Source organism: Klebsiella grimontii (assembly GCF_900200035.1).
Classification (GTDB): Bacteria; Pseudomonadota; Gammaproteobacteria; order Enterobacterales; family Enterobacteriaceae; genus Klebsiella; species Klebsiella grimontii.
This window is the reverse complement of record NZ_FZTC01000024.1, coordinates 34,140-50,262: the sequence shown is the minus strand read 5'-3', so window position 1 is coordinate 50,262 and position 16,123 is coordinate 34,140. Positions and strand designations below refer to the sequence as shown.

Here is a 16,123-nt window from a genome sequence, read left to right as displayed (position 1 = left end):
TATCAATTATGTCTGCAACAGAGTCTAAGGTAAAAACTGCACCAAAAACCAGCAAAAAATCGGTGAAACCTGCCGAAGCCGCCGCCCTGAAAGCGGCTCTCGATGCCGCGCCGATTGAGTATGTCCCGGTGACGGCACTGGTAAAATCTCCCCTGAACGTCAGGACCATCCCTTATCCGGTGGAGAAAGTACGCTCAATGGCAGACTCCATTGAAGCGCTTGGCCTGTTGCAGAATCTGGTCGTTCATTCTCTTCATGACGGGCAGTGTGGTGTGGCTGCAGGTGGTCGTCGCCTGAAAGCTCTGCAGCTCCTGCAGAGTGAAAACCGTATCGATGCCGGATATCAGGTGATGGTGAAAAAGGTACCTGATGAACTGGCTGTTGCGGCATCAATGGCAGAAAACGAACAGCAGATGGCAATGCATCCGTCTGAACAGATCGCCGGGTTCCGCACGCTGGCAGCACAGGGGAAAACCCCCGCGCAGATTGGTGACTTGCTGGGGTTCGGTACCCGTCATGTTCAGCGTATGTTGAAGCTGACCGAACTGGCTCCCGACATTCTGGAGGCGCTGGCGAAGGATGAAATCACCACCGAACACTGCCAGTCACTGGCGCTCGAAAGCGATCAGAAACGCCAGGTGGAAGTGCTGGAATCCGCCCGCAAACGGTCCTGGAATAATGAAGTATCAGTGTCCTCGATCCGTAACCTCATTACCTCAGAAGAGGTCTCCACAAACGGCGACAAATTCCGCTTTGTGGGAGAGGCCGCATTCAGTCCGGAAGAAATCCGGGTTGATCTCTTCAGCAGCGAAAACGGCGGCTATGTCAAAAGTGCTTCTCTCGATACCGCCCTGCTGGAAAAACTGCAGAGTATCGCGGAACACCTTCGCGAAGCAGAAGGCTGGTCATGGTGCGATGGCCGCCTTGAACCGATTTCTCACTACGGGAAGGATACTAAAATCTGGCGTCTGCATGCTGTCCCGCCTGTGGCATATACCGAAGCCGAATCGGAACGACTTGCCTTCCTTGCACAACGCGAAGAAGAACTCGAAGTACAAAATACCGGGGATGACGGGGAGCGTGTTGCAGGTGAACTCAATGAGGTCTGGCATGAACAGCAGACCATTGAGTTTCGCGCTGAACACCGGACATGGCCCGATGAAATGAAGCAATCCGCCGGAGTGGTGGTTTCCTGGACTGGTCAGGAGGTGAAAGTACAGCGCGGTGTGGTGCTGTGCGCCGATGAAAAAATAAAGGAGAAGGATGCATCCACCGATCAGGCTCCTGAAAAAGTCGATCCGCTGGACGCCGTCGGTGTCCCGTTGCTGACCCGCCTTTCTTCTGAACGCACACTGGCGGTTCAGGCGGCCCTGTTGCAGCAGCCGCAGAAAGCCATCGCGCTGATGGTCTGGAAACTGTGTAATTCGGTTTTCCATACCACGACGTCCGTCAAAGAGCCGTTCTGCATTAGCGTGAGTGTGTCGCATTACGCGCTGACCCGTGAAGCACCTGACGGTGAAAACAGCGTTGCGTTTCAGGCAATCCAGGCTGAAAAAGAACGCCTTGAAGCCCTGCTGCCGGAAAACTGGCGAAAGGATATGACCACCTTCTTTACGCTCGATGGCGCAACCCTGATGGCGTTGATGGCTTTCTGCACCGCCTGTTCTATTGATGGTGTACAGGGCAAGGATGAGTTTGGTCGTAAACACCAGAGTTCGCTGGATGGGGTGGAAAACGCCATCCAGTTTGACCTTCGCGACTGGTGGAAACCGACGGCTGATAACCTTTTCTCGCACATGAAGCAGCCACACATTGTACAGGCACTCTCTCAGGCCGGACTGACTGGCGCAGCACAGGACGCCGCGAAAATGAAGAAAAAGGATGCCTCTGAACATGCAGAGCACTTCCTGTCAAAAACCCGGTGGGTTCCGGAATGGATGACCAGTGCCGACAACCAGAAACAGCCTGCCGCAAAGTCTGAACTCAGTCTGGCAACGAGTCAGAGCGATACAGACGCTGATGTCGACCACGTCACCGACCATAACAACCCGGCCTGCGCCGCCTGATAACGGAGACGCCGCCCTGGGGGGCGGCGGTAAGGAGAAACCTATGCACACGATCATTACCACCGATGTCCTGAAAACCATGTTCGCCGGAGAGCTGGAAGACTACCGCGCCGCCGGTGAAGATTTTCGCCGTGAACTCACCCATGCCGTGATGCGGGATCTGTCCTGTCCGGAGAGCTGGGACGTCAACGGAGAGTACAAAAGTGAATTCGGCGGATTCTTTCCGGTACAGATCCGTTTTTCCCCCTCTCACGGTCATTTTGATGTGGCGGTCTGCAGTCCGGGAGAGCTGAGTACGCGCTGGATGGTCGTTTTTGTGACCCGTGGCGGCCAGCCGTTCTCCGTTGTTCGTAGCATGGAAACATTTAACCCGGAGTTGATCTCCCACACGCTGGCACTGATAGCGTGTCTCGATACTGACGGCTATTCCTTTGCCAGTATCATCAGCACCCTGGCTCAGGAGGGCGAACTGTGATCCCCTCATCCCATGCCATTGTGACCCTGAAACCTGCACGCCAGGCTGCTTTGCAGGCCATCATGTTCGTGGAAGACGCCCGGTTTCGGGGCGCTCGTTTGCCCTCGATGCCCCATGTCCGCACGTTCCTGCGCATGCTGACCGGTTGCAGTCGAATTAACAGCGCCGTCGCCCGGAGTATTCCCGGCCTGCACCGTGATCCGAAAGACCGGCTGAATAATCTGAAGCAGGTGGAAGAGGCACTGGATACGCTGATTGCCAGTCAGGGGGAATGCTGCCCGCTGCCGCTGACAACCGATGTTCAGGCTGAACTTTTTCCGGAAGTGATTCACACCCGAACCGATCGGCGGATGCAGCGTGAAAATATTGCGTTCACCCGGAGAGTTCGGCGTGAAGGCAAAGAGATAGCACATACCTGGTTGCTGCGACAGAACCTGCTGGGGCAGGCTATCACGGAGCTTAACTTTCAGTCACCGGAGACCGTTAACACCTGGTACCGCCAGTGGGCTGACGAGTTTGACGCGCGGGATCTGGAGCCTGCCTTCTGGAACTGGCGATCGCGGTTTGCCTCGCTGGTCTCCCTGGACTGGCTGCGGGATGCCGGGGAGCCGCTGTATGGTGTCATGCATGAAATCAGCTTCATTGTGAGAGAGACACCGGAGTCTGTGCGTCAGGCAGAACGCTGGCAGGTCCCGAACAAGCTGACACACCGGAGCCGCGGATGAAGTGGCGCTATTCCCCGCGCTGGAAACTGGACCGGACCGCATAAACTGGTCTCCGACGTCGTGGAAGCCGGGAAACCTGCTCCCTAATCGATCATGTCGCGCTGGGTGGCGGGCGCAGGATATGCGGTGTGCGTGGGTTTTCTCTTTGGGAGGCAGAGCGTGCCGCTTAGATTGGTGCCCGGACAAAGGCAAGCAGAACAAATCCACCCCTGGATTATCGAAATACTGGCCTTGTCCGGGCAATCCATCGTAGCCATTTGAAAAGCCACAGGCACGTAAAAATTCTTTCAGTCCGTGATAATGACCAGGCCGCTAAGATAACTGCCAGAAAATTAGCTTATAGGTTAACTTTACTTTGATTAAAATTAGCCTGTAGGTTAATATACAGGAAACGGGAGGTCACATGTTTAGCGTCGTTTATCATCCGGATGCCAGGGAAGAAGCCACAGCATTACCCGTAAAAATCAGGGTGAAGTTTGACCGTCTCATCGGCAAACTGGAATATGATGCCCGGTTGCTGCGGGAACCAGACACCAGGCCTCTGGGCGATGGACTTTTCGAGATCCGCACGATGGGGACGGACATCGCCAGGGGCATATGGGTATACCACAAAGGCAATACCATCATTATGCTGCGGGTTTTCATCAAAAAGTCACAGAAAACGCCAGCGAAAGAAATCGATCTCGCCAAAAAGCGTTTAGCGGAGGTACTCAATGAAACTGGTAAGCCATAAAGAACTGCATAGCGAGTGGATGCAGGACGATGAATATCGCGCTGCATGGCAGGAAGAAGAACGCAAGGAGAAGCTCAGAGAGCTGCTGGCAGAATGGCGTAAGCATGACAACCTGACAAAAGCGCAGGTTGCTGAACGCATGGGGGTTACACCTCCGGTTATTTCCCGCCTGGAAAACAACATCACCAAAGCCAGCATTGACACGCTGACCCGATACGCTCATGCCTGCGGTATCAAGAAGCCTGTCATTGCACTGTACTGAGCAACCGGCCGGGGCTGGCCTTTTGTTTCTGTCAGCCCCAGCATTTTGTCTTATAGCAATTATGCGCATGTGTTGTATCGATTCTCACAGACAGGGCATGACAGAAGGTGGCGTAAATAACCAGAAGGGCAGGGGATAACCTGCCCGACTTCGGGAAAAGGCTGCTCACCTGCGGTGCCGGATAATACCGGCTGCGCTACGCGCCGCCCGTATTATTACGGCGCGGGCTTATCTCATCATGATTAATTATTCATCCCTGTTATATCTCATCCGGCATGCTGCTTTTTATCCCTTCCGGTATTTATCCTTACAGGCGAACCCAATGAATTCCGATCCGGGCGTCGTCCCTTTAGGGACACGGCTGTCGTGAACAGAGCCAGCAGGCTGTCTCTGCCCTGCGGGCTTCCATCCTGACGCAAATTCAAATTCACGCTTGCTGCATCCTTGTCAGGATGCGCCGCTTTCACCGTGCCGGCGATAAAGCTGCCGTCACTTTTATGGCGCCACGCCGTTCCGACGTGTCGGGTGTGTTCATCCTGTCCCCCCGGTGAGGCCATCCCCCGTGTGTCCTCACGCGGAGGGCTGGTCGTAGCACCGCCGTGTCGTCGCACAAGGGGTAAATAAACTCCGCCAAAAACTTTTTGCCAGGGACCGCAAAAACTTTTTGTCTCCGCCCCTTGTTCTCCTCCTTACAGCGTTGCTCCTTTGCCCTGTGCCGCGAGAGAACTCACCAGGGAGATGGACAACCATCACCACAGGAGAAAACCAGAATGCACACACGAAACGTCAAAACCGCCGCTCAAGAATCTTCCAGAAAGATGGGGGGAAAAGCCGTGTCATACACGATCCTCGTTGCTGATAAGCCAAAAAACTCAGAGGAAGAGTGGGACGTCATGGAATTCAGCAGCCTTGTTGCGCTGAAAAAATATCGCAGAAGCCACCCGGAAAAAATGAGCTTCAGCTATGGCTATGCCCTCAGCCGTGGCGTGGATAAGCAGTTCTGTCATATCAACGTGGCTGAAGCGGATCATTTCAAACAGTTTGTGCGCCTGATTGAGCGTGCAGGCTTCAATATCCAGGACAACCAGCTATGAACACACAAAACAACAACGTCAACACCGCCGCTTTTGAATCTACCGAAAGATGGGTTATGGCCTGCCCGGAACCGATCGCAGCAAAGGTACTGGCATTTCACGGAAAGAGCGCCAGCTATGCCTTTAATGTCCTGGCTGATTTGAAAGCTGCCGGTGCGTCATATGCACGTCGAAACATTATCGCAGATATGTTCCGGCGTTTAGGCGTGAAGTAACCAATTGAACCAGAAGGAGAAAACTATGTACTTACACCTCACCGAATCTTCAGCCCGTCCGGGAATGCAGGTGACTGCCGAAGCCGAGCATGAATACTGGCTCAGTCGCCAGAAAGCGGCGGTGAAAGCGCCCGCTGAAATCGACGTTCACGCCTTCCATGATGCGCTGGGCCTGATGTACCCGCTCAACTGGTCAACGAGTGAGAACGGCGGCTGGGAGACGTTCATGCTGCAGGAAATGGTCTGCGGTGACGTGGCAGAGATTTATGCCCGCTATGGAGCCAGATATTTCCGGCTGCGGGATGTGTGCAACCTGAGCCATGCGCAGATTAAAACGCGTATAAAGGAGGGATTTAACCTGTTCCAGAAATGAAAAAAGCAGGCTTTCGCCTGCTCATTCCGCGCCGGATACGTACCCGCAAAAGTTTGCATCCGGCATATGTAAAACCAACATGGAGATTAAACCATGCAATTTGACCCGCAAATCGTCGCACAGGCAAACGCGTTTGTAAATGCTTTACGCAGCGGGAAGCGTGCCCACGTCCCCGCTATGCGCCTGGAATACTGGCAACAGTTTTTGACCGTGGTCTACAGCGGCCTCGGTCTGGCGTGATGTGAAACCTGCCGCTCCGTAAGGGGTGGCTTTTTCAGGAGGTAAAATAAGGAGGCCGCGTAAATAACCGGAAGGGCAGGGGATAACCTGCCCGACTGCAGGAAAAGGCCGCGCACCTGCGGTGCAGAATAATACCGGCTGCGCTACGCGCCGCCCGTATTACTCCGGCGCGGCGTTATCTCATCAATATTCTTTATTCATCCCTGTTACATCTCTTCCTGCATGCTGCTGTTTATCTCTTCCGAAATTTATCTCTGGTGAGAGATTAAATAAATACTGACCCGGGCGTCGTCCCTGTCGGGACACGGCTGTCGTGAACAGAGCCAGCAGGCTGTCTCTGCCCTGCGGGCTTCCATCCTGACGCAAATTCAAAATCTCGCTTGCTGCATCCCTATCAGGATGCGCCGCTCTCACCGTGGCGATAAATACCCGCCATTCTTTGGCCTGAACGTGAATCCAATAAAGACCGGATTGACGTTCAGGGTTGTGTGCATTCTCAATTCTGCGCGATATCGCCCGACATCATCTTTCGCGGAGGGCGGCTTTTAGCATCGCCCGTGGCGTAAATAAAGGGTATATAAACGCTTCGCGCCCCTTTATTTACTCCCCGTCAGCTGCAAATTGCCCTTTGCCGCTCAGTGATGAAGTCGAACGATTTAATAAAACGCGAAGGAGACAACCAGCATGCACACAATACACGTCAACACCGCCACTCGTGAATCAGACGAACAATTTAAAACAGATAAATATCTGCGCTGTGCAGTGACCGATAACAAGGCGTGTCTGGATTTTATCCAGGCGCTCTTTTTTACCCCGTCTGCGGATAATATGGCAGATAACTGGTTACGCCAGCACTCCGATTACGACGGTGGTTTCTGGTCTTACTGGATTATTCCGCAGGGTGTCGGTGGGAATATTGCACCAAACCGTATCCAGTTCATCACCACCCAGACCAGATATATTGCGCCGGAAGGTGAGCAACGTTACAGGATGAACATCCCTGAGAATTATTTTGAGAATGAATTCAGCGCCGATGCAGCAGGAATTATTGCCACGCTGATGGTGATGAACAGTCTGTCCTGGCAGGTGTCAGAAATGGGGCCGGAATATGCACGGATCTGTCATCATCTTGTGTCCCGGCAGGATGCGTTGAGGAATTATGTCAACATTATCCAGCATCCCGAACGTCATTTAATCTGGCGTGCGATTGGTTAGTCGTGTAATGAAAGTAAAGGCCTCACGAATGAGGCCTTTACTTTTTAACAGCATGGGGTTGTCCTGCATTTTTATTGGTTTTGATGGCCCGGTAGATAACCTCAATCTTCCTCGCATATGCCAGTCGTCGCATGGCCTGCCTGTCCGTTCTGCGGAACCCGGCGTTGTAGGCACCGACCGCCTCCCAGCTTATACCCCATTTCTGAAACGCCAGTGCCAGATAATATGCGCCGGTGTAAATATTCAGGCAGGCATCTGTCAGAAGATTTTGCGGTTTAATTCCGTACTGCGACAGTTGCATATGGTGCTGCGAATCGATTTGCATCAGTCCGGCACCGTAGCCTGTTCCCGGATTTTTTCCGATGGCACCCACCACCCATTTTGACTCCTGCCATGAAATAGCCCGGAGCAGATCCGGATCTATTCGATAATCCCGTCCTGCCATATCAAAACAATCCGCTGCCATTGACGAACTGGAAAATAAAAAAAGAGTGAATGCCAGTGCCATTCCTTTCATGGTTATCCCTCCGGGGCCAGATGCCGGAATTACGTTAACCCATCCCAGATGCAGACTCAACAAATATGCACTCCTCACCACAAAATCACCACACCCCACGCAAAATTAAAATTTTGCAGATTTGTATTTTAGAACAGTGACATAACTTTCGTTATGTTATTTTATGTAATATAACACTGTATAATCACGAGTCGTAAGCAAGTCGTGTATAAGTTACAGGTAAGTCTGTGACGACTTATACACAACTCACGCATTTATTTTCATGTACTTATGATGACTTAACTCTAGGGTTGAGTCGTTATATACATCGTAAGACAACATACCTAGAGTCCAGACTTAAGTTTAGAGTTGTAATGAGATAAAACTCGCGTTATCTTCTGCTCATAATATCTCACCTGTTGCAAGTTTTAATAAAGGAACTGATATGGCCAGGGTCCAAGCGTATGCCAGCGATGAAGTAGCTGAGAAAATTAATGCAATTGTTGAAAAGCGCAAGGCTGAAGGGGCGAAAGATAAAGATGTAAGCTTTTCAAGTGTAGCTTCAATGCTTCTTGAATTAGGGTTGCGAGTTTATGAGGCACAAATGGAACGAAAGGACTCTGGTTTCAACCAGACTGAGTTCAATAAAATGTTGCTTGAAAATGTGATAAAAACCCAGTTTTCTATTTCTAAAGTTTTGGCTATGGAATCGCTCAGCCCACATATACTGGGTGACGAGCGTTTTGATTTCAAGTCAATGGTTGTGAACATCAGAGATGATGCAAAAGAGGTGGTGGAACGATTCTTCCCAGCTCTGGATGAAGATGAATAAAATAATAGAGTTTGTATCTTTATTTAAAGGATAAAAAAGAATAAAGATCTAGGCTTAGTAAGTGACAAGGACTGTCAGGGATTATAAAATGGAATTAGTGCAGTGATTAAAATTTGTTGTAGCGTTAGCGCCTGGGGCTTTCCCCCCCAGACGCCAACTATCCATAGTGTCCTTTCGAGGAGGCGCCTATGTGTGCGAAGGATCGTAGTCAAATTGCAGTATGCAGTCAAACAGAATCCATTCAATACTTTGTCGAAATGCTTAACATTTCGTCGAGTCCTTCTTTTGTTCGTGACTCCCACGGTAAACTTGTTCACACCAACTCACGCTTTGATCAAGTTTTTTTAACAAACAATGAACGCAATTCATGGTTTGCATCTATTCCAGTAGATACAGGAATGGAGTTGGTTCGTTCTGAATTAAGAGCTCTAACATCAAGAGTTGCTTGTCTTGTAAGTAATGTTCAAATTAATAATGAAGTTTGGACGGTATTTATAGAGTGTATGACTTTTAATGATGACTTATTTAGTAAATGGGTGTTCATAAAAGACTCTGATAGTATTGTTGATCAACTTGGCAGATATAAGGCTTTTTCTGTTCGTATGGATCGCTATATTGAAAAAATATCAAGAGCGGCTAGTTCTGAGTGGGCTATTATAAATCTATACTCAGCAGGGTTAACCCATTCAACTATTTCTAAAATTACTGGTGTGGAAGAGCAAACTTCAAAAAATGCCGTGAGTAAAATGAAGAGAGAGTTAAATTTCCCTGACAGAGATTATATTATATTATCGTCAATATATTCTCTAAATTATAGCAAGATAATTCATAATGTGATTAGTGTGTTAAAGTTGGATTGTTAGTATATTGTTAAACTAATAGTACGAATGGTACTTTTGATTTGTAAAAATACTTTACTCAAAATTGCTCCTCAATTGGTTTACTTTTGGTCTTGTCAATGTAAACTTTCTTAAAGTTTATTAACGTGGGGTTTGGGAGGGGCGATTGGAAACAAAGGTCAGGAGTAATGCGCGGCCTGCGCCAGGAAAAAATGTGCTTCTGAGACTGGATGATGAAACAAACCGACGGCTAATCAAAGCAAAAGACAGAAGCCGTAGAAGTAAAACGTCTGAAGCTTATTTTCGGTTGAAAGATCATCTGGAAAGATTTCCCGATTTTTATAATTCAGAAATCAATAAGCCAGGAGGTAAATAGAGAAAAAACTTAAATTATGCGAGTCCACATATCTGCTTTTTGAACTAATCATTCTTTATTAAAGGGAATAAATATGAATGCTGTATTAAGTGTTAAGGGAAATGCTTTCTCTGAAGAAACCAAACCGTCTTTTCTGTCACGCGTTTTCAATAAAAAGACAGCGCTGAAAGTGACCAAGGCTACGCTGCCGTTGGCAGTTCTGGCGTCGTTCTTCCCGGACGTTGCTATGGCCACCACTACCGCAACCGACCTGATGAAATCCGGTGATACCACCGTTAAAGGTACCTTCGGTAAATCATCCAGCGTGGTCAAATGGGTTGTTCTGGCAGAAGTTATCGCGGGCGGCATCATGTACATGATGACCAAAAATGTGAAGTTCCTGTTCGGCTTCGCCATCATTTCGACCTTTATTACCGTCGGTATGTCGGTCGCAGGTTACTAACAGGATAAAGGTGATGACGGGAGACGAATTAAAGAAATACCGTTTCCCGGAAACGCTGACAAACCAGTCCCGCTGGTTTGGTTTATACCTCGATGAACTTATCCCGGCCGTCATTTGCCTCGGCTGGGGTTTTTGGACCAGTAAGTTCCTCTTTGGTATAGCTGCAGCGGTACTGGTTTTCTGGGGTATTAAGAAACTCAAAAAAGGGCGGGGCAGTACCTGGTTGCGCGACCTTATTTACTGGTATCTGCCGACATCCCTTCTTAAAGGATTTTTTCACGATATCCCGGACTCCTGTTTCCGGCAGTGGATTAAATAAAACAGTGGGGAATAACACATGGAACATGGCGCCCGACTCAGCACCTCGCGTGTCATTGCGCTGGGATATATCTGTATGGGGACAGTCCTTCTTCTCAGTCTGTCTACCAATATCATTCTGGGGATTAATAACTACCGCCTTCAGAACGAACAGAAGGTGGCGGTGACTCCCATGCTGTTCAATGCGCCTTTCGCTGTTTCTCAGAATCAGGCGGACGCTTCTTATCTTGAACAACTGGGCATGAGCTTTATTGCATTACGTCTGAATGTCACGCCGGAAACGGTCGACGCCCAGCATCAACAACTGCTCCGGTATGTATTACCTGCCTCACAGAACAGTCTTAAGGTCCAGCTGGCTGAAGATGCGAAGCGGATAAAAGACAATAACGTGAACTCCACTTTTTATATGACGTCTGTTCGTGCGTATCCGGCAGAAAATCGGGTGGATTACCGTGGAGAACTGAAAACCTGGATAGGGGATTCTGCGCCCTACAGTGAAATTAAAAGTTACGTCCTGCAGTTTAATCGTGTTGATGGTGTCAGCTGGCTGGCGCGTTTTGGAGAAATAAATAATGAAAAAAATTAACCCGTTATTTATCTCCGGTTGCCTGTTTTTTTCGCTACCTGCGATATCGGCTACCCTCAGCGGTACGCTGGCTCCGACTGTTGTACCCCTGGCCAACGGCGGACAGGCAAACATCGCTGTCAGCAACACAGACCCAAACCTCTTCACGGTACCAGGAGACCGGATCACCGCCATTAACAGTCTGGATGGCGGGCTGACGAACCAGGAGCAGACCGACAGTGGCGGGGCGATCCTTGCTACGGTCAGCAAGAAACCATTCACGTTTATTGTGGAAACAGAGCGCGGCCTCAACTTTTCTGTCCGTGCGGTGCCGCGTGCCGGAGTGGGCCGGACTATCCAGCTGGTATCCGAGCTCACTGGCACGCCCGGGCCGGCTAAATCATGGGAGGAATCCAACCCGTATGAAAGCGTTCTTGTTTCGCTGAACCGCGCTGTTCGCCAGGGTCAGATCCCTGATGAATACCAGTCCATCCCTGTCACATCAGAAGTGTTATCCGTGCCTGCCGGCCTTCGCGCCACGGCGGCCCGGGTCTGGACCGGTCACCATCTTAAAGTTGTTCTGTACAACGTTGAAAATGTAACGCTGTCGGCGCGAAACATCCGGGAAAGCGATTTCTGGCAGGCGGGAACGCGCGCCATCATGCTCAGTGGCTCCGCGAGCCAGCTGGTTGGCGGTGGTCGCATGCAGGTCTGGGTTACCACGGCAGAGGAGTCACGTTGATGGCCAACTTTAATACGCTAATCAAACGTAAACAGTATCTCTGGCTGGTCCTCATTCTTGTCAGTGGTGCATGTGCGATTGCTGGCGGGATGTATCTGTCCGATCTGAATCTGAGTTCAGAAGAAGAAGCCCCCGTACAGGGTGAACCGGCGCCGGACATGACCGGGGTGGTGGACAGTCAGTTCAACAGTAAGGTGGAGCAACATGCGACCACGGAAATGCAGGCCACTGCAGCAGATCTGAATAAGCGCTTTGGCGCTCTGCAGGGAGAAGTGGATTTACTCAGTAAAGCGCGCAGCGCAGACCAGATCCGTATCGACAAACTCAGCAATGAAAATGTGGCCATGCAGGAGCAACTGAAGACGCTGGGCGTGAAACCGGCCGTGTCTGGCGGCGAGCCTGCGCCGTCGCCACCCTCGCCGCCGCCGGGACCGGAAGGGGAGCCGCAGCCGACAAATTTCCCTGCGCAGTCTGGTGGTGCAGTCCCTCCGCCAACAGCGTTCTATCCTGGCAATGGCACCGTGCAGGCTCCACAGGTTAGCTATCAGTCCGTACCGGTACCGAACCAGATACAGCGCAAAACGTTCAGCTATGACCGCGGTAAGAAAACAAAGTCACTGCCCTACATTCCGTCAGGCAGCTTTGCCAAAAGCAAGCTGATCGAAGGTGCTGATGCCAACGCTTCCGTTACCGGGAATGAATCAACCGTACCGATGTCGCTGAGAATTATTGGGCATGTGGAAATGCCGAACAGCAAAACCTATGACCTGACCGGTTGCTTTGTCGGCCTCGAAGCCTGGGGGGACGTATCGAGTGAGCGCGCCATCGTTCGCACCCGCAATATCAGCTGTATCAAAGGCGACAAAACTATCGACCAACCCATTCAGGGTCATGTGTCCTTTATGGGCAAAAACGGCATAAAAGGGGAAGTGGTGATGCGTAACGGAAAAATCCTCGGCTGGGCCTGGGGGGCTGGGTTTATTGACGGGATTGGTCAGGGGATTGAGCGAGCTTCGCAGCCAGCGGTCGGTCTGGGTGCCACAGCCTCCGTTGGCGCCGGTGATGTCCTGAAAATGGGGATTGGCGGCGGATCATCGAAAGCGGCACAGACGTTAGGCGATTACTACATCAAACGCGCTGAGCAGTATCACGCGGTGATCCCGATCGGCGCGGGCAACGAAGTCACCATAGTGTTTCAGGACGGTTTCCAGCTGAAAACGATTGAGGAGATTGAAGCGGAGAAGAATGGCCAACAGCAGGAGCAGAACCAGCAGCAACCCGAACAACCTGAGAGCAGGTCACAGCAATCCGGCGGGAACCTGAATGGTTTTAATACCGATGAGATGCTGAAGAAACTGGGCAAGCTGGACCCGCATCAGTTCTCGCCGGGAGCAATGTCGAGGGGCGAAAACTCAGGTCAGTAAGTCAGGGTATGAACAAGGGTTAATCACCATAAATAACCCACCGGGAATATAAAGGGGAATATATGAAGGAATTAATGCTGTTAATTCCTCTGGGCAGCGCTTTGCTCTTAACCGGGTGCGCGGGCACAGAGTCTGATTTTGAATGTAATGCCACAACATCCGATACCTGTATGACGATGGAGCAGGCGAATGAGAAAGCAAAAGCCCTGGAGGAAAACGCATCAGCAAAGCCGGCTGCGGCAGGGTTGCCACGACTGGCTGACGGAAATTTCAGGACGTCTTCGCCAAACTCATACCCGCTGCCGCCTCAGACAGTCATTAATCCGGTGCGAAATACTGCGCCAGCTGTGACGGTGAGCAATAAATCCGGGTTCCTGAATACGGTACCGGTCAATCATGATGACGTCCTGAGAACCCGGACTGCTCCGGTATATATCAGGCCGGTTAGTGTTGGTACCTATACCTCTCCGTCTACGGTACCCGGTAATTATCCAAGGCCGCTAAGAAAGGGCGAGCAAACAGCGTCATTATGGATAGCGCCTTACGTTGATTCCGGGGATGTTTATCACCAGCCCACAACGGTTGTATTTGTTGTTACACCATCGGCGTGGGGCCAGCCGCGTATTAATTAATCGTCAGCGCCATAAATGGCGCTGTATTCCTCATTTTATGACTGGCTTTAAAACGAGTGCCCTGTGCGTTGAAAGGGATGGGCGGTAGCGTGCATAAATATTTTATGCTGAGAGGGGAAATGAAACCCATTTATCTGTTTATAGCCCTTATGTTGATGCTACCTGCTGGATTAGTTTTGTTGTCAGTGCTCGGAGCTGTGAAAGAAGGAAATCAGACATCTGATTTTACGGCGATTATATGGGTCTGTTTAATTATGGTGTTTACAGGCGTGGTTATGGTATTTAAATGGTTAGACAGTTAAATGATTAGACAGAGGTGATAAAAATCATGTGGGATGACAGGGTTATAAATTTTTTTTGTTTGCTTATAGTTGTATTGGCAAGCGTGATGTTTTTATTTAAATTAACGCAACCCAGCAATGATGATTTAATTAAGGACGGTAAATACTGGTCGACTGACTGCACCTTAAAGGAAGTTGACATTCCCACCGGCTTTTTAACCAGTAACATTAACCGCCTGGACTGTTCCGGGGTCGTTGTTAATGTGGTGACAGACAAGTATGACCGCGCAGTAACCGCTTATAACAAATCTAAATAGTAGAGGTGTAAGATGGTTAATTTTAAAGACTTTGAGCACGACAGAGATGAAAAAGATCGGAAGTATTGGGATTATGGCGAAAGTCAGGCCCTTGTTAATATGAATGAATGGATTGGAAATAATAATATTGAAGTAGTCGCCGTTGAAACTATGGTCACTGTTCGGGGTAATATGGCCAGTACTGTTAGCATGTTTAATGCATTTAGACTCTGGTATAAAGAACCTTTGAATGATGCGATGGATACACTGAAAGGAGGTCGGTAATGAGAACCTACTATCTGGAAGGTAATAATATTGCCTGGCTTAATGGTGTGTGGTTATTGCTTATCTTTATCGGGGTTGTCGGGGCACTGGCCATGTTTGTTATCCCTGAAAAAATTAATCTTCGAGTCTGCAGAGCTAATACGTTTTTCTTTAGTGCGCTTATGGCAGTGCTTGCGTTTGGCATGCTTATTGGCTTCTCAAGTCGGTCATTCACAAAGGATGAACTTGAAGCCGGGAGACACTGGAAGAATGACTGCAAACTGCTGGAGGTGAACATTCCAACAGGCACGTTTACTGATACTGTAAACAAACTGGATTGTGCGGGTGTCACTATCAATGTCCCTAAACCTGAATATGACGTTTATATCCGGCAGTGGAAATTGTATGAGGCTAAAAATAAATGAGTGCACGCCAGCTAAAACTTATCATTTCTCTTTGTGTTATTGTTTTTGTAGGCAGCATATTTTCCCCTATTTACGAAAACTATCTTGATAGTCAGCCTGCCACGCCGGAGCAACTACATACGATTATTCGCGAAACACCCTGTGCGGGTAAAGTATTGCTGCTGGCCCTTGACGTTAACGATGGTAATTCGTCTGAGCCGTTAACTCTCGGTTACGCAAACGAACTCGCGTCAGGGTGTAAAGAAAAAGAAATGCTAATGGAAAGCAAAAAAATCCGTGAGGGTGAAATGACTACATTCCGCGAAAAACAACTGAAAGCTCTGAACGGTATCAATAAATGAAAGGGGTGATGACAATGGGGTTTGTTACAAAATACGGGTCTTTGTTTGTCCCTGTTATCTACTGGCTTGTTTATCTGGCAGCCAGGTTTATTTATAACGGACTGGCGGGAGAGTACACGCCTGATTTCATTCAGAGCATTAGTCATGATGGTGTGTTTATTATCTGTAGCTTACTGGTGTTCTATCTTGCTTGTTTACGAATTAAAGACAGTGGTAGTGAAATCTCAGCAGTACTCTTTTGGTCTGTTGTTGGTTTTCATGTGGCCGCGTTAGTTATTACGTTTCTTATCTGTTTATGGAAGGGGGCGCTTTTGTGGGACGTTATTTTCTTCTGGCAACTGGGGGCCTCCATGTTATTGCTGTTTTTTATGCCTGCTTACCTTCTCCTGCGGTGATTAAACCGTTAATGCTGATATTTTCACGATAATCTGTTTTCTACTTTAGATGGTTAA

24 protein-coding genes and 1 pseudogene are annotated in these 16,123 nt (G+C 49.5%); 24 read left to right on the top strand and 1 reads right to left on the bottom strand.

All coding sequences use genetic code 11. The annotated features are described in order from the left end of the window. Positions 1–8: 8 nt before the first annotated feature. The 11 genes and pseudogenes from KOSB73_RS23970 (at position 9) to KOSB73_RS23915 (ending at position 7,398) form a co-directional block, all read left to right on the top strand. The gene (locus KOSB73_RS23970; RefSeq protein WP_032744120.1) at positions 9–2,066 is read left to right on the top strand and encodes a ParB/RepB/Spo0J family partition protein; all 2,058 of its coding nucleotides are present in this window, start codon (positions 9–11) and stop codon (positions 2,064–2,066) included. Between the two features lie 43 nt (positions 2,067–2,109). After that, a complete protein-coding gene (gene psiB / locus KOSB73_RS23965) occupies positions 2,110–2,541 on the top strand; it encodes a conjugation system SOS inhibitor PsiB (RefSeq protein ID WP_004118968.1) in 432 nt (143 codons plus the stop codon). Continuing rightward, positions 2,538–3,266 carry a plasmid SOS inhibition protein A gene (locus KOSB73_RS23960; protein WP_004118966.1) on the top strand — a complete coding sequence of 243 codons (729 nt, stop codon included), beginning with the start codon at positions 2,538–2,540 and terminating at the stop codon, positions 3,264–3,266. The genes psiB and KOSB73_RS23960 overlap by 4 nt, the downstream gene beginning before the upstream one ends. After that, a pseudogene (locus tag KOSB73_RS31530) lies at positions 3,263–3,461 on the top strand (theronine dehydrogenase); the annotation flags it as partial. The gene KOSB73_RS23960 and the pseudogene KOSB73_RS31530, both read left to right, overlap by 4 nt. Positions 3,462–3,669: 208 nt before the next feature. Next, positions 3,670–3,999, top strand: coding sequence for a type II toxin-antitoxin system RelE/ParE family toxin (locus tag KOSB73_RS23955; protein WP_004118963.1), 330 nt, complete (start codon positions 3,670–3,672; stop codon positions 3,997–3,999). After that, positions 3,980–4,261: a helix-turn-helix domain-containing protein gene (locus KOSB73_RS23950; RefSeq protein ID WP_004118961.1), complete on the top strand. Its 282-nt coding sequence runs from the start codon at positions 3,980–3,982 to the stop codon at positions 4,259–4,261. Before KOSB73_RS23955 ends, KOSB73_RS23950 begins: the two co-directional genes overlap by 20 nt. An 818-nt stretch (positions 4,262–5,079) precedes the next feature. Beyond that, positions 5,080–5,355 carry a hypothetical protein gene (locus tag KOSB73_RS23935; protein ID WP_032700867.1) on the top strand — a complete coding sequence of 92 codons (276 nt, stop codon included), beginning with the start codon at positions 5,080–5,082 and terminating at the stop codon, positions 5,353–5,355. Between the two features lie 56 nt (positions 5,356–5,411). Next, positions 5,412–5,570 carry a hypothetical protein gene (locus KOSB73_RS23930; protein ID WP_162180130.1) on the top strand — a complete coding sequence of 53 codons (159 nt, stop codon included), beginning with the start codon at positions 5,412–5,414 and terminating at the stop codon, positions 5,568–5,570. A gap of 25 nt (positions 5,571–5,595) precedes the next feature. After that, entirely contained in the window at positions 5,596–5,943 is a 348-nt protein-coding gene (locus KOSB73_RS23925) for a hypothetical protein (protein WP_032700835.1), read from the top strand. A 93-nt stretch (positions 5,944–6,036) separates the two neighbouring features. Beyond that, on the top strand, positions 6,037–6,183 hold the full coding sequence (locus tag KOSB73_RS23920) for a hypothetical protein (protein ID WP_032700834.1): 147 nt from the start codon (positions 6,037–6,039) through the stop codon (positions 6,181–6,183). Positions 6,184–6,867: 684 nt separating this feature from the next. Next, positions 6,868–7,398, top strand: a complete 531-nt coding sequence (locus KOSB73_RS23915) for an antirestriction protein (RefSeq protein WP_032716647.1) — start codon at positions 6,868–6,870, stop codon at positions 7,396–7,398. A 37-nt stretch (positions 7,399–7,435) separates the two neighbouring features. Here the strand turns inward: KOSB73_RS23915 and KOSB73_RS23910 are convergent, their stop codons facing one another. Next, complete coding sequence (locus tag KOSB73_RS23910) at positions 7,436–7,915, bottom strand: transglycosylase SLT domain-containing protein (RefSeq protein WP_032732069.1); 480 nt, start codon at positions 7,913–7,915, stop codon at positions 7,436–7,438. Positions 7,916–8,339: 424 nt separating this feature from the next. Between KOSB73_RS23910 and traM the strand changes: the two genes are divergently transcribed. The 13 genes from traM (at position 8,340) to KOSB73_RS23835 (ending at position 16,066) form a co-directional block, all read left to right on the top strand. Beyond that, positions 8,340–8,726: a conjugal transfer relaxosome DNA-binding protein TraM gene (gene traM, locus KOSB73_RS23905; RefSeq protein WP_032744117.1), complete on the top strand. Its 387-nt coding sequence runs from the start codon at positions 8,340–8,342 to the stop codon at positions 8,724–8,726. 188 nt (positions 8,727–8,914) lie between these two features. After that, positions 8,915–9,589, top strand: a complete 675-nt coding sequence (locus tag KOSB73_RS23900) for a hypothetical protein (protein WP_077254474.1) — start codon at positions 8,915–8,917, stop codon at positions 9,587–9,589. Positions 9,590–9,785: 196 nt separating this feature from the next. Continuing rightward, a complete protein-coding gene (locus KOSB73_RS23895) occupies positions 9,786–9,941 on the top strand; it encodes a TraY domain-containing protein (protein WP_071995759.1) in 156 nt (51 codons plus the stop codon). Positions 9,942–10,014: 73 nt separating this feature from the next. After that, positions 10,015–10,383: a type IV conjugative transfer system pilin TraA gene (traA, locus tag KOSB73_RS23890; protein ID WP_032744115.1), complete on the top strand. Its 369-nt coding sequence runs from the start codon at positions 10,015–10,017 to the stop codon at positions 10,381–10,383. A gap of 13 nt (positions 10,384–10,396) precedes the next feature. Beyond that, positions 10,397–10,702 carry a type IV conjugative transfer system protein TraL gene (gene traL, locus KOSB73_RS23885; RefSeq protein WP_032744112.1) on the top strand — a complete coding sequence of 102 codons (306 nt, stop codon included), beginning with the start codon at positions 10,397–10,399 and terminating at the stop codon, positions 10,700–10,702. Between the two features lie 18 nt (positions 10,703–10,720). Beyond that, complete coding sequence (gene traE / locus KOSB73_RS23880) at positions 10,721–11,287, top strand: type IV conjugative transfer system protein TraE (protein ID WP_032744110.1); 567 nt, start codon at positions 10,721–10,723, stop codon at positions 11,285–11,287. Beyond that, the gene (gene traK / locus KOSB73_RS23875; RefSeq protein WP_032744107.1) at positions 11,274–12,008 is read left to right on the top strand and encodes a type-F conjugative transfer system secretin TraK; all 735 of its coding nucleotides are present in this window, start codon (positions 11,274–11,276) and stop codon (positions 12,006–12,008) included. The genes traE and traK overlap by 14 nt, the downstream gene beginning before the upstream one ends. After that, positions 12,008–13,432, top strand: a complete 1,425-nt coding sequence (gene traB, locus KOSB73_RS23870) for an F-type conjugal transfer pilus assembly protein TraB (RefSeq protein WP_032744104.1) — start codon at positions 12,008–12,010, stop codon at positions 13,430–13,432. The genes traK and traB overlap by 1 nt, the downstream gene beginning before the upstream one ends. A gap of 62 nt (positions 13,433–13,494) precedes the next feature. Then, entirely contained in the window at positions 13,495–14,064 is a 570-nt protein-coding gene (gene traV, locus KOSB73_RS23865) for a type IV conjugative transfer system lipoprotein TraV (protein ID WP_071995755.1), read from the top strand. A 610-nt stretch (positions 14,065–14,674) separates the two neighbouring features. Further along, positions 14,675–14,926, top strand: a complete 252-nt coding sequence (locus tag KOSB73_RS23850; protein WP_048252518.1) for a hypothetical protein — start codon at positions 14,675–14,677, stop codon at positions 14,924–14,926. Then, a complete protein-coding gene (locus KOSB73_RS23845; RefSeq protein ID WP_032744097.1) occupies positions 14,926–15,330 on the top strand; it encodes a hypothetical protein in 405 nt (134 codons plus the stop codon). Before KOSB73_RS23850 ends, KOSB73_RS23845 begins: the two co-directional genes overlap by 1 nt. Next, positions 15,327–15,671 carry a hypothetical protein gene (locus KOSB73_RS23840; protein WP_032744094.1) on the top strand — a complete coding sequence of 115 codons (345 nt, stop codon included), beginning with the start codon at positions 15,327–15,329 and terminating at the stop codon, positions 15,669–15,671. Before KOSB73_RS23845 ends, KOSB73_RS23840 begins: the two co-directional genes overlap by 4 nt. Then, entirely contained in the window at positions 15,668–16,066 is a 399-nt protein-coding gene (locus KOSB73_RS23835; RefSeq protein WP_227502459.1) for a hypothetical protein, read from the top strand. The genes KOSB73_RS23840 and KOSB73_RS23835 overlap by 4 nt, the downstream gene beginning before the upstream one ends. Positions 16,067–16,123 lie beyond the last annotated feature (57 nt).

Bases quoted from the DNA above. Each gene is read 5' to 3' on its own strand.
- KOSB73_RS23970 (WP_032744120.1), top strand. From the start codon at position 9: ATGTCTGCAACAGAGTCTAAGGTAAAAACTGCACCAAAAACCAGCAAA.
- psiB (WP_004118968.1), top strand. From the start codon at position 2,110: ATGCACACGATCATTACCACCGATGTCCTGAAAACCATGTTCGCCGGA.
- KOSB73_RS23955 (WP_004118963.1), top strand. From the start codon at position 3,670: ATGTTTAGCGTCGTTTATCATCCGGATGCCAGGGAAGAAGCCACAGCA.
- KOSB73_RS23950 (WP_004118961.1), top strand. From the start codon at position 3,980: ATGAAACTGGTAAGCCATAAAGAACTGCATAGCGAGTGGATGCAGGAC.
- KOSB73_RS23935 (WP_032700867.1), top strand. From the start codon at position 5,080: ATGGGGGGAAAAGCCGTGTCATACACGATCCTCGTTGCTGATAAGCCA.
- KOSB73_RS23930 (WP_162180130.1), top strand. From the start codon at position 5,412: ATGGCCTGCCCGGAACCGATCGCAGCAAAGGTACTGGCATTTCACGGA.
- KOSB73_RS23925 (WP_032700835.1), top strand. From the start codon at position 5,596: ATGTACTTACACCTCACCGAATCTTCAGCCCGTCCGGGAATGCAGGTG.
- KOSB73_RS23920 (WP_032700834.1), top strand. From the start codon at position 6,037: ATGCAATTTGACCCGCAAATCGTCGCACAGGCAAACGCGTTTGTAAAT.
- KOSB73_RS23915 (WP_032716647.1), top strand. From the start codon at position 6,868: ATGCACACAATACACGTCAACACCGCCACTCGTGAATCAGACGAACAA.
- KOSB73_RS23910 (WP_032732069.1), bottom strand. From the start codon at position 7,915: ATGAAAGGAATGGCACTGGCATTCACTCTTTTTTTATTTTCCAGTTCG.
- traM (WP_032744117.1), top strand. From the start codon at position 8,340: ATGGCCAGGGTCCAAGCGTATGCCAGCGATGAAGTAGCTGAGAAAATT.
- KOSB73_RS23900 (WP_077254474.1), top strand. From the start codon at position 8,915: ATGTGTGCGAAGGATCGTAGTCAAATTGCAGTATGCAGTCAAACAGAA.
- traA (WP_032744115.1), top strand. From the start codon at position 10,015: ATGAATGCTGTATTAAGTGTTAAGGGAAATGCTTTCTCTGAAGAAACC.
- traL (WP_032744112.1), top strand. From the start codon at position 10,397: ATGACGGGAGACGAATTAAAGAAATACCGTTTCCCGGAAACGCTGACA.
- traE (WP_032744110.1), top strand. From the start codon at position 10,721: ATGGAACATGGCGCCCGACTCAGCACCTCGCGTGTCATTGCGCTGGGA.
- traK (WP_032744107.1), top strand. From the start codon at position 11,274: ATGAAAAAAATTAACCCGTTATTTATCTCCGGTTGCCTGTTTTTTTCG.
- traB (WP_032744104.1), top strand. From the start codon at position 12,008: ATGGCCAACTTTAATACGCTAATCAAACGTAAACAGTATCTCTGGCTG.
- traV (WP_071995755.1), top strand. From the start codon at position 13,495: ATGAAGGAATTAATGCTGTTAATTCCTCTGGGCAGCGCTTTGCTCTTA.
- KOSB73_RS23850 (WP_048252518.1), top strand. From the start codon at position 14,675: ATGGTTAATTTTAAAGACTTTGAGCACGACAGAGATGAAAAAGATCGG.
- KOSB73_RS23845 (WP_032744097.1), top strand. From the start codon at position 14,926: ATGAGAACCTACTATCTGGAAGGTAATAATATTGCCTGGCTTAATGGT.
- KOSB73_RS23840 (WP_032744094.1), top strand. From the start codon at position 15,327: ATGAGTGCACGCCAGCTAAAACTTATCATTTCTCTTTGTGTTATTGTT.
- KOSB73_RS23835 (WP_227502459.1), top strand. From the start codon at position 15,668: ATGAAAGGGGTGATGACAATGGGGTTTGTTACAAAATACGGGTCTTTG.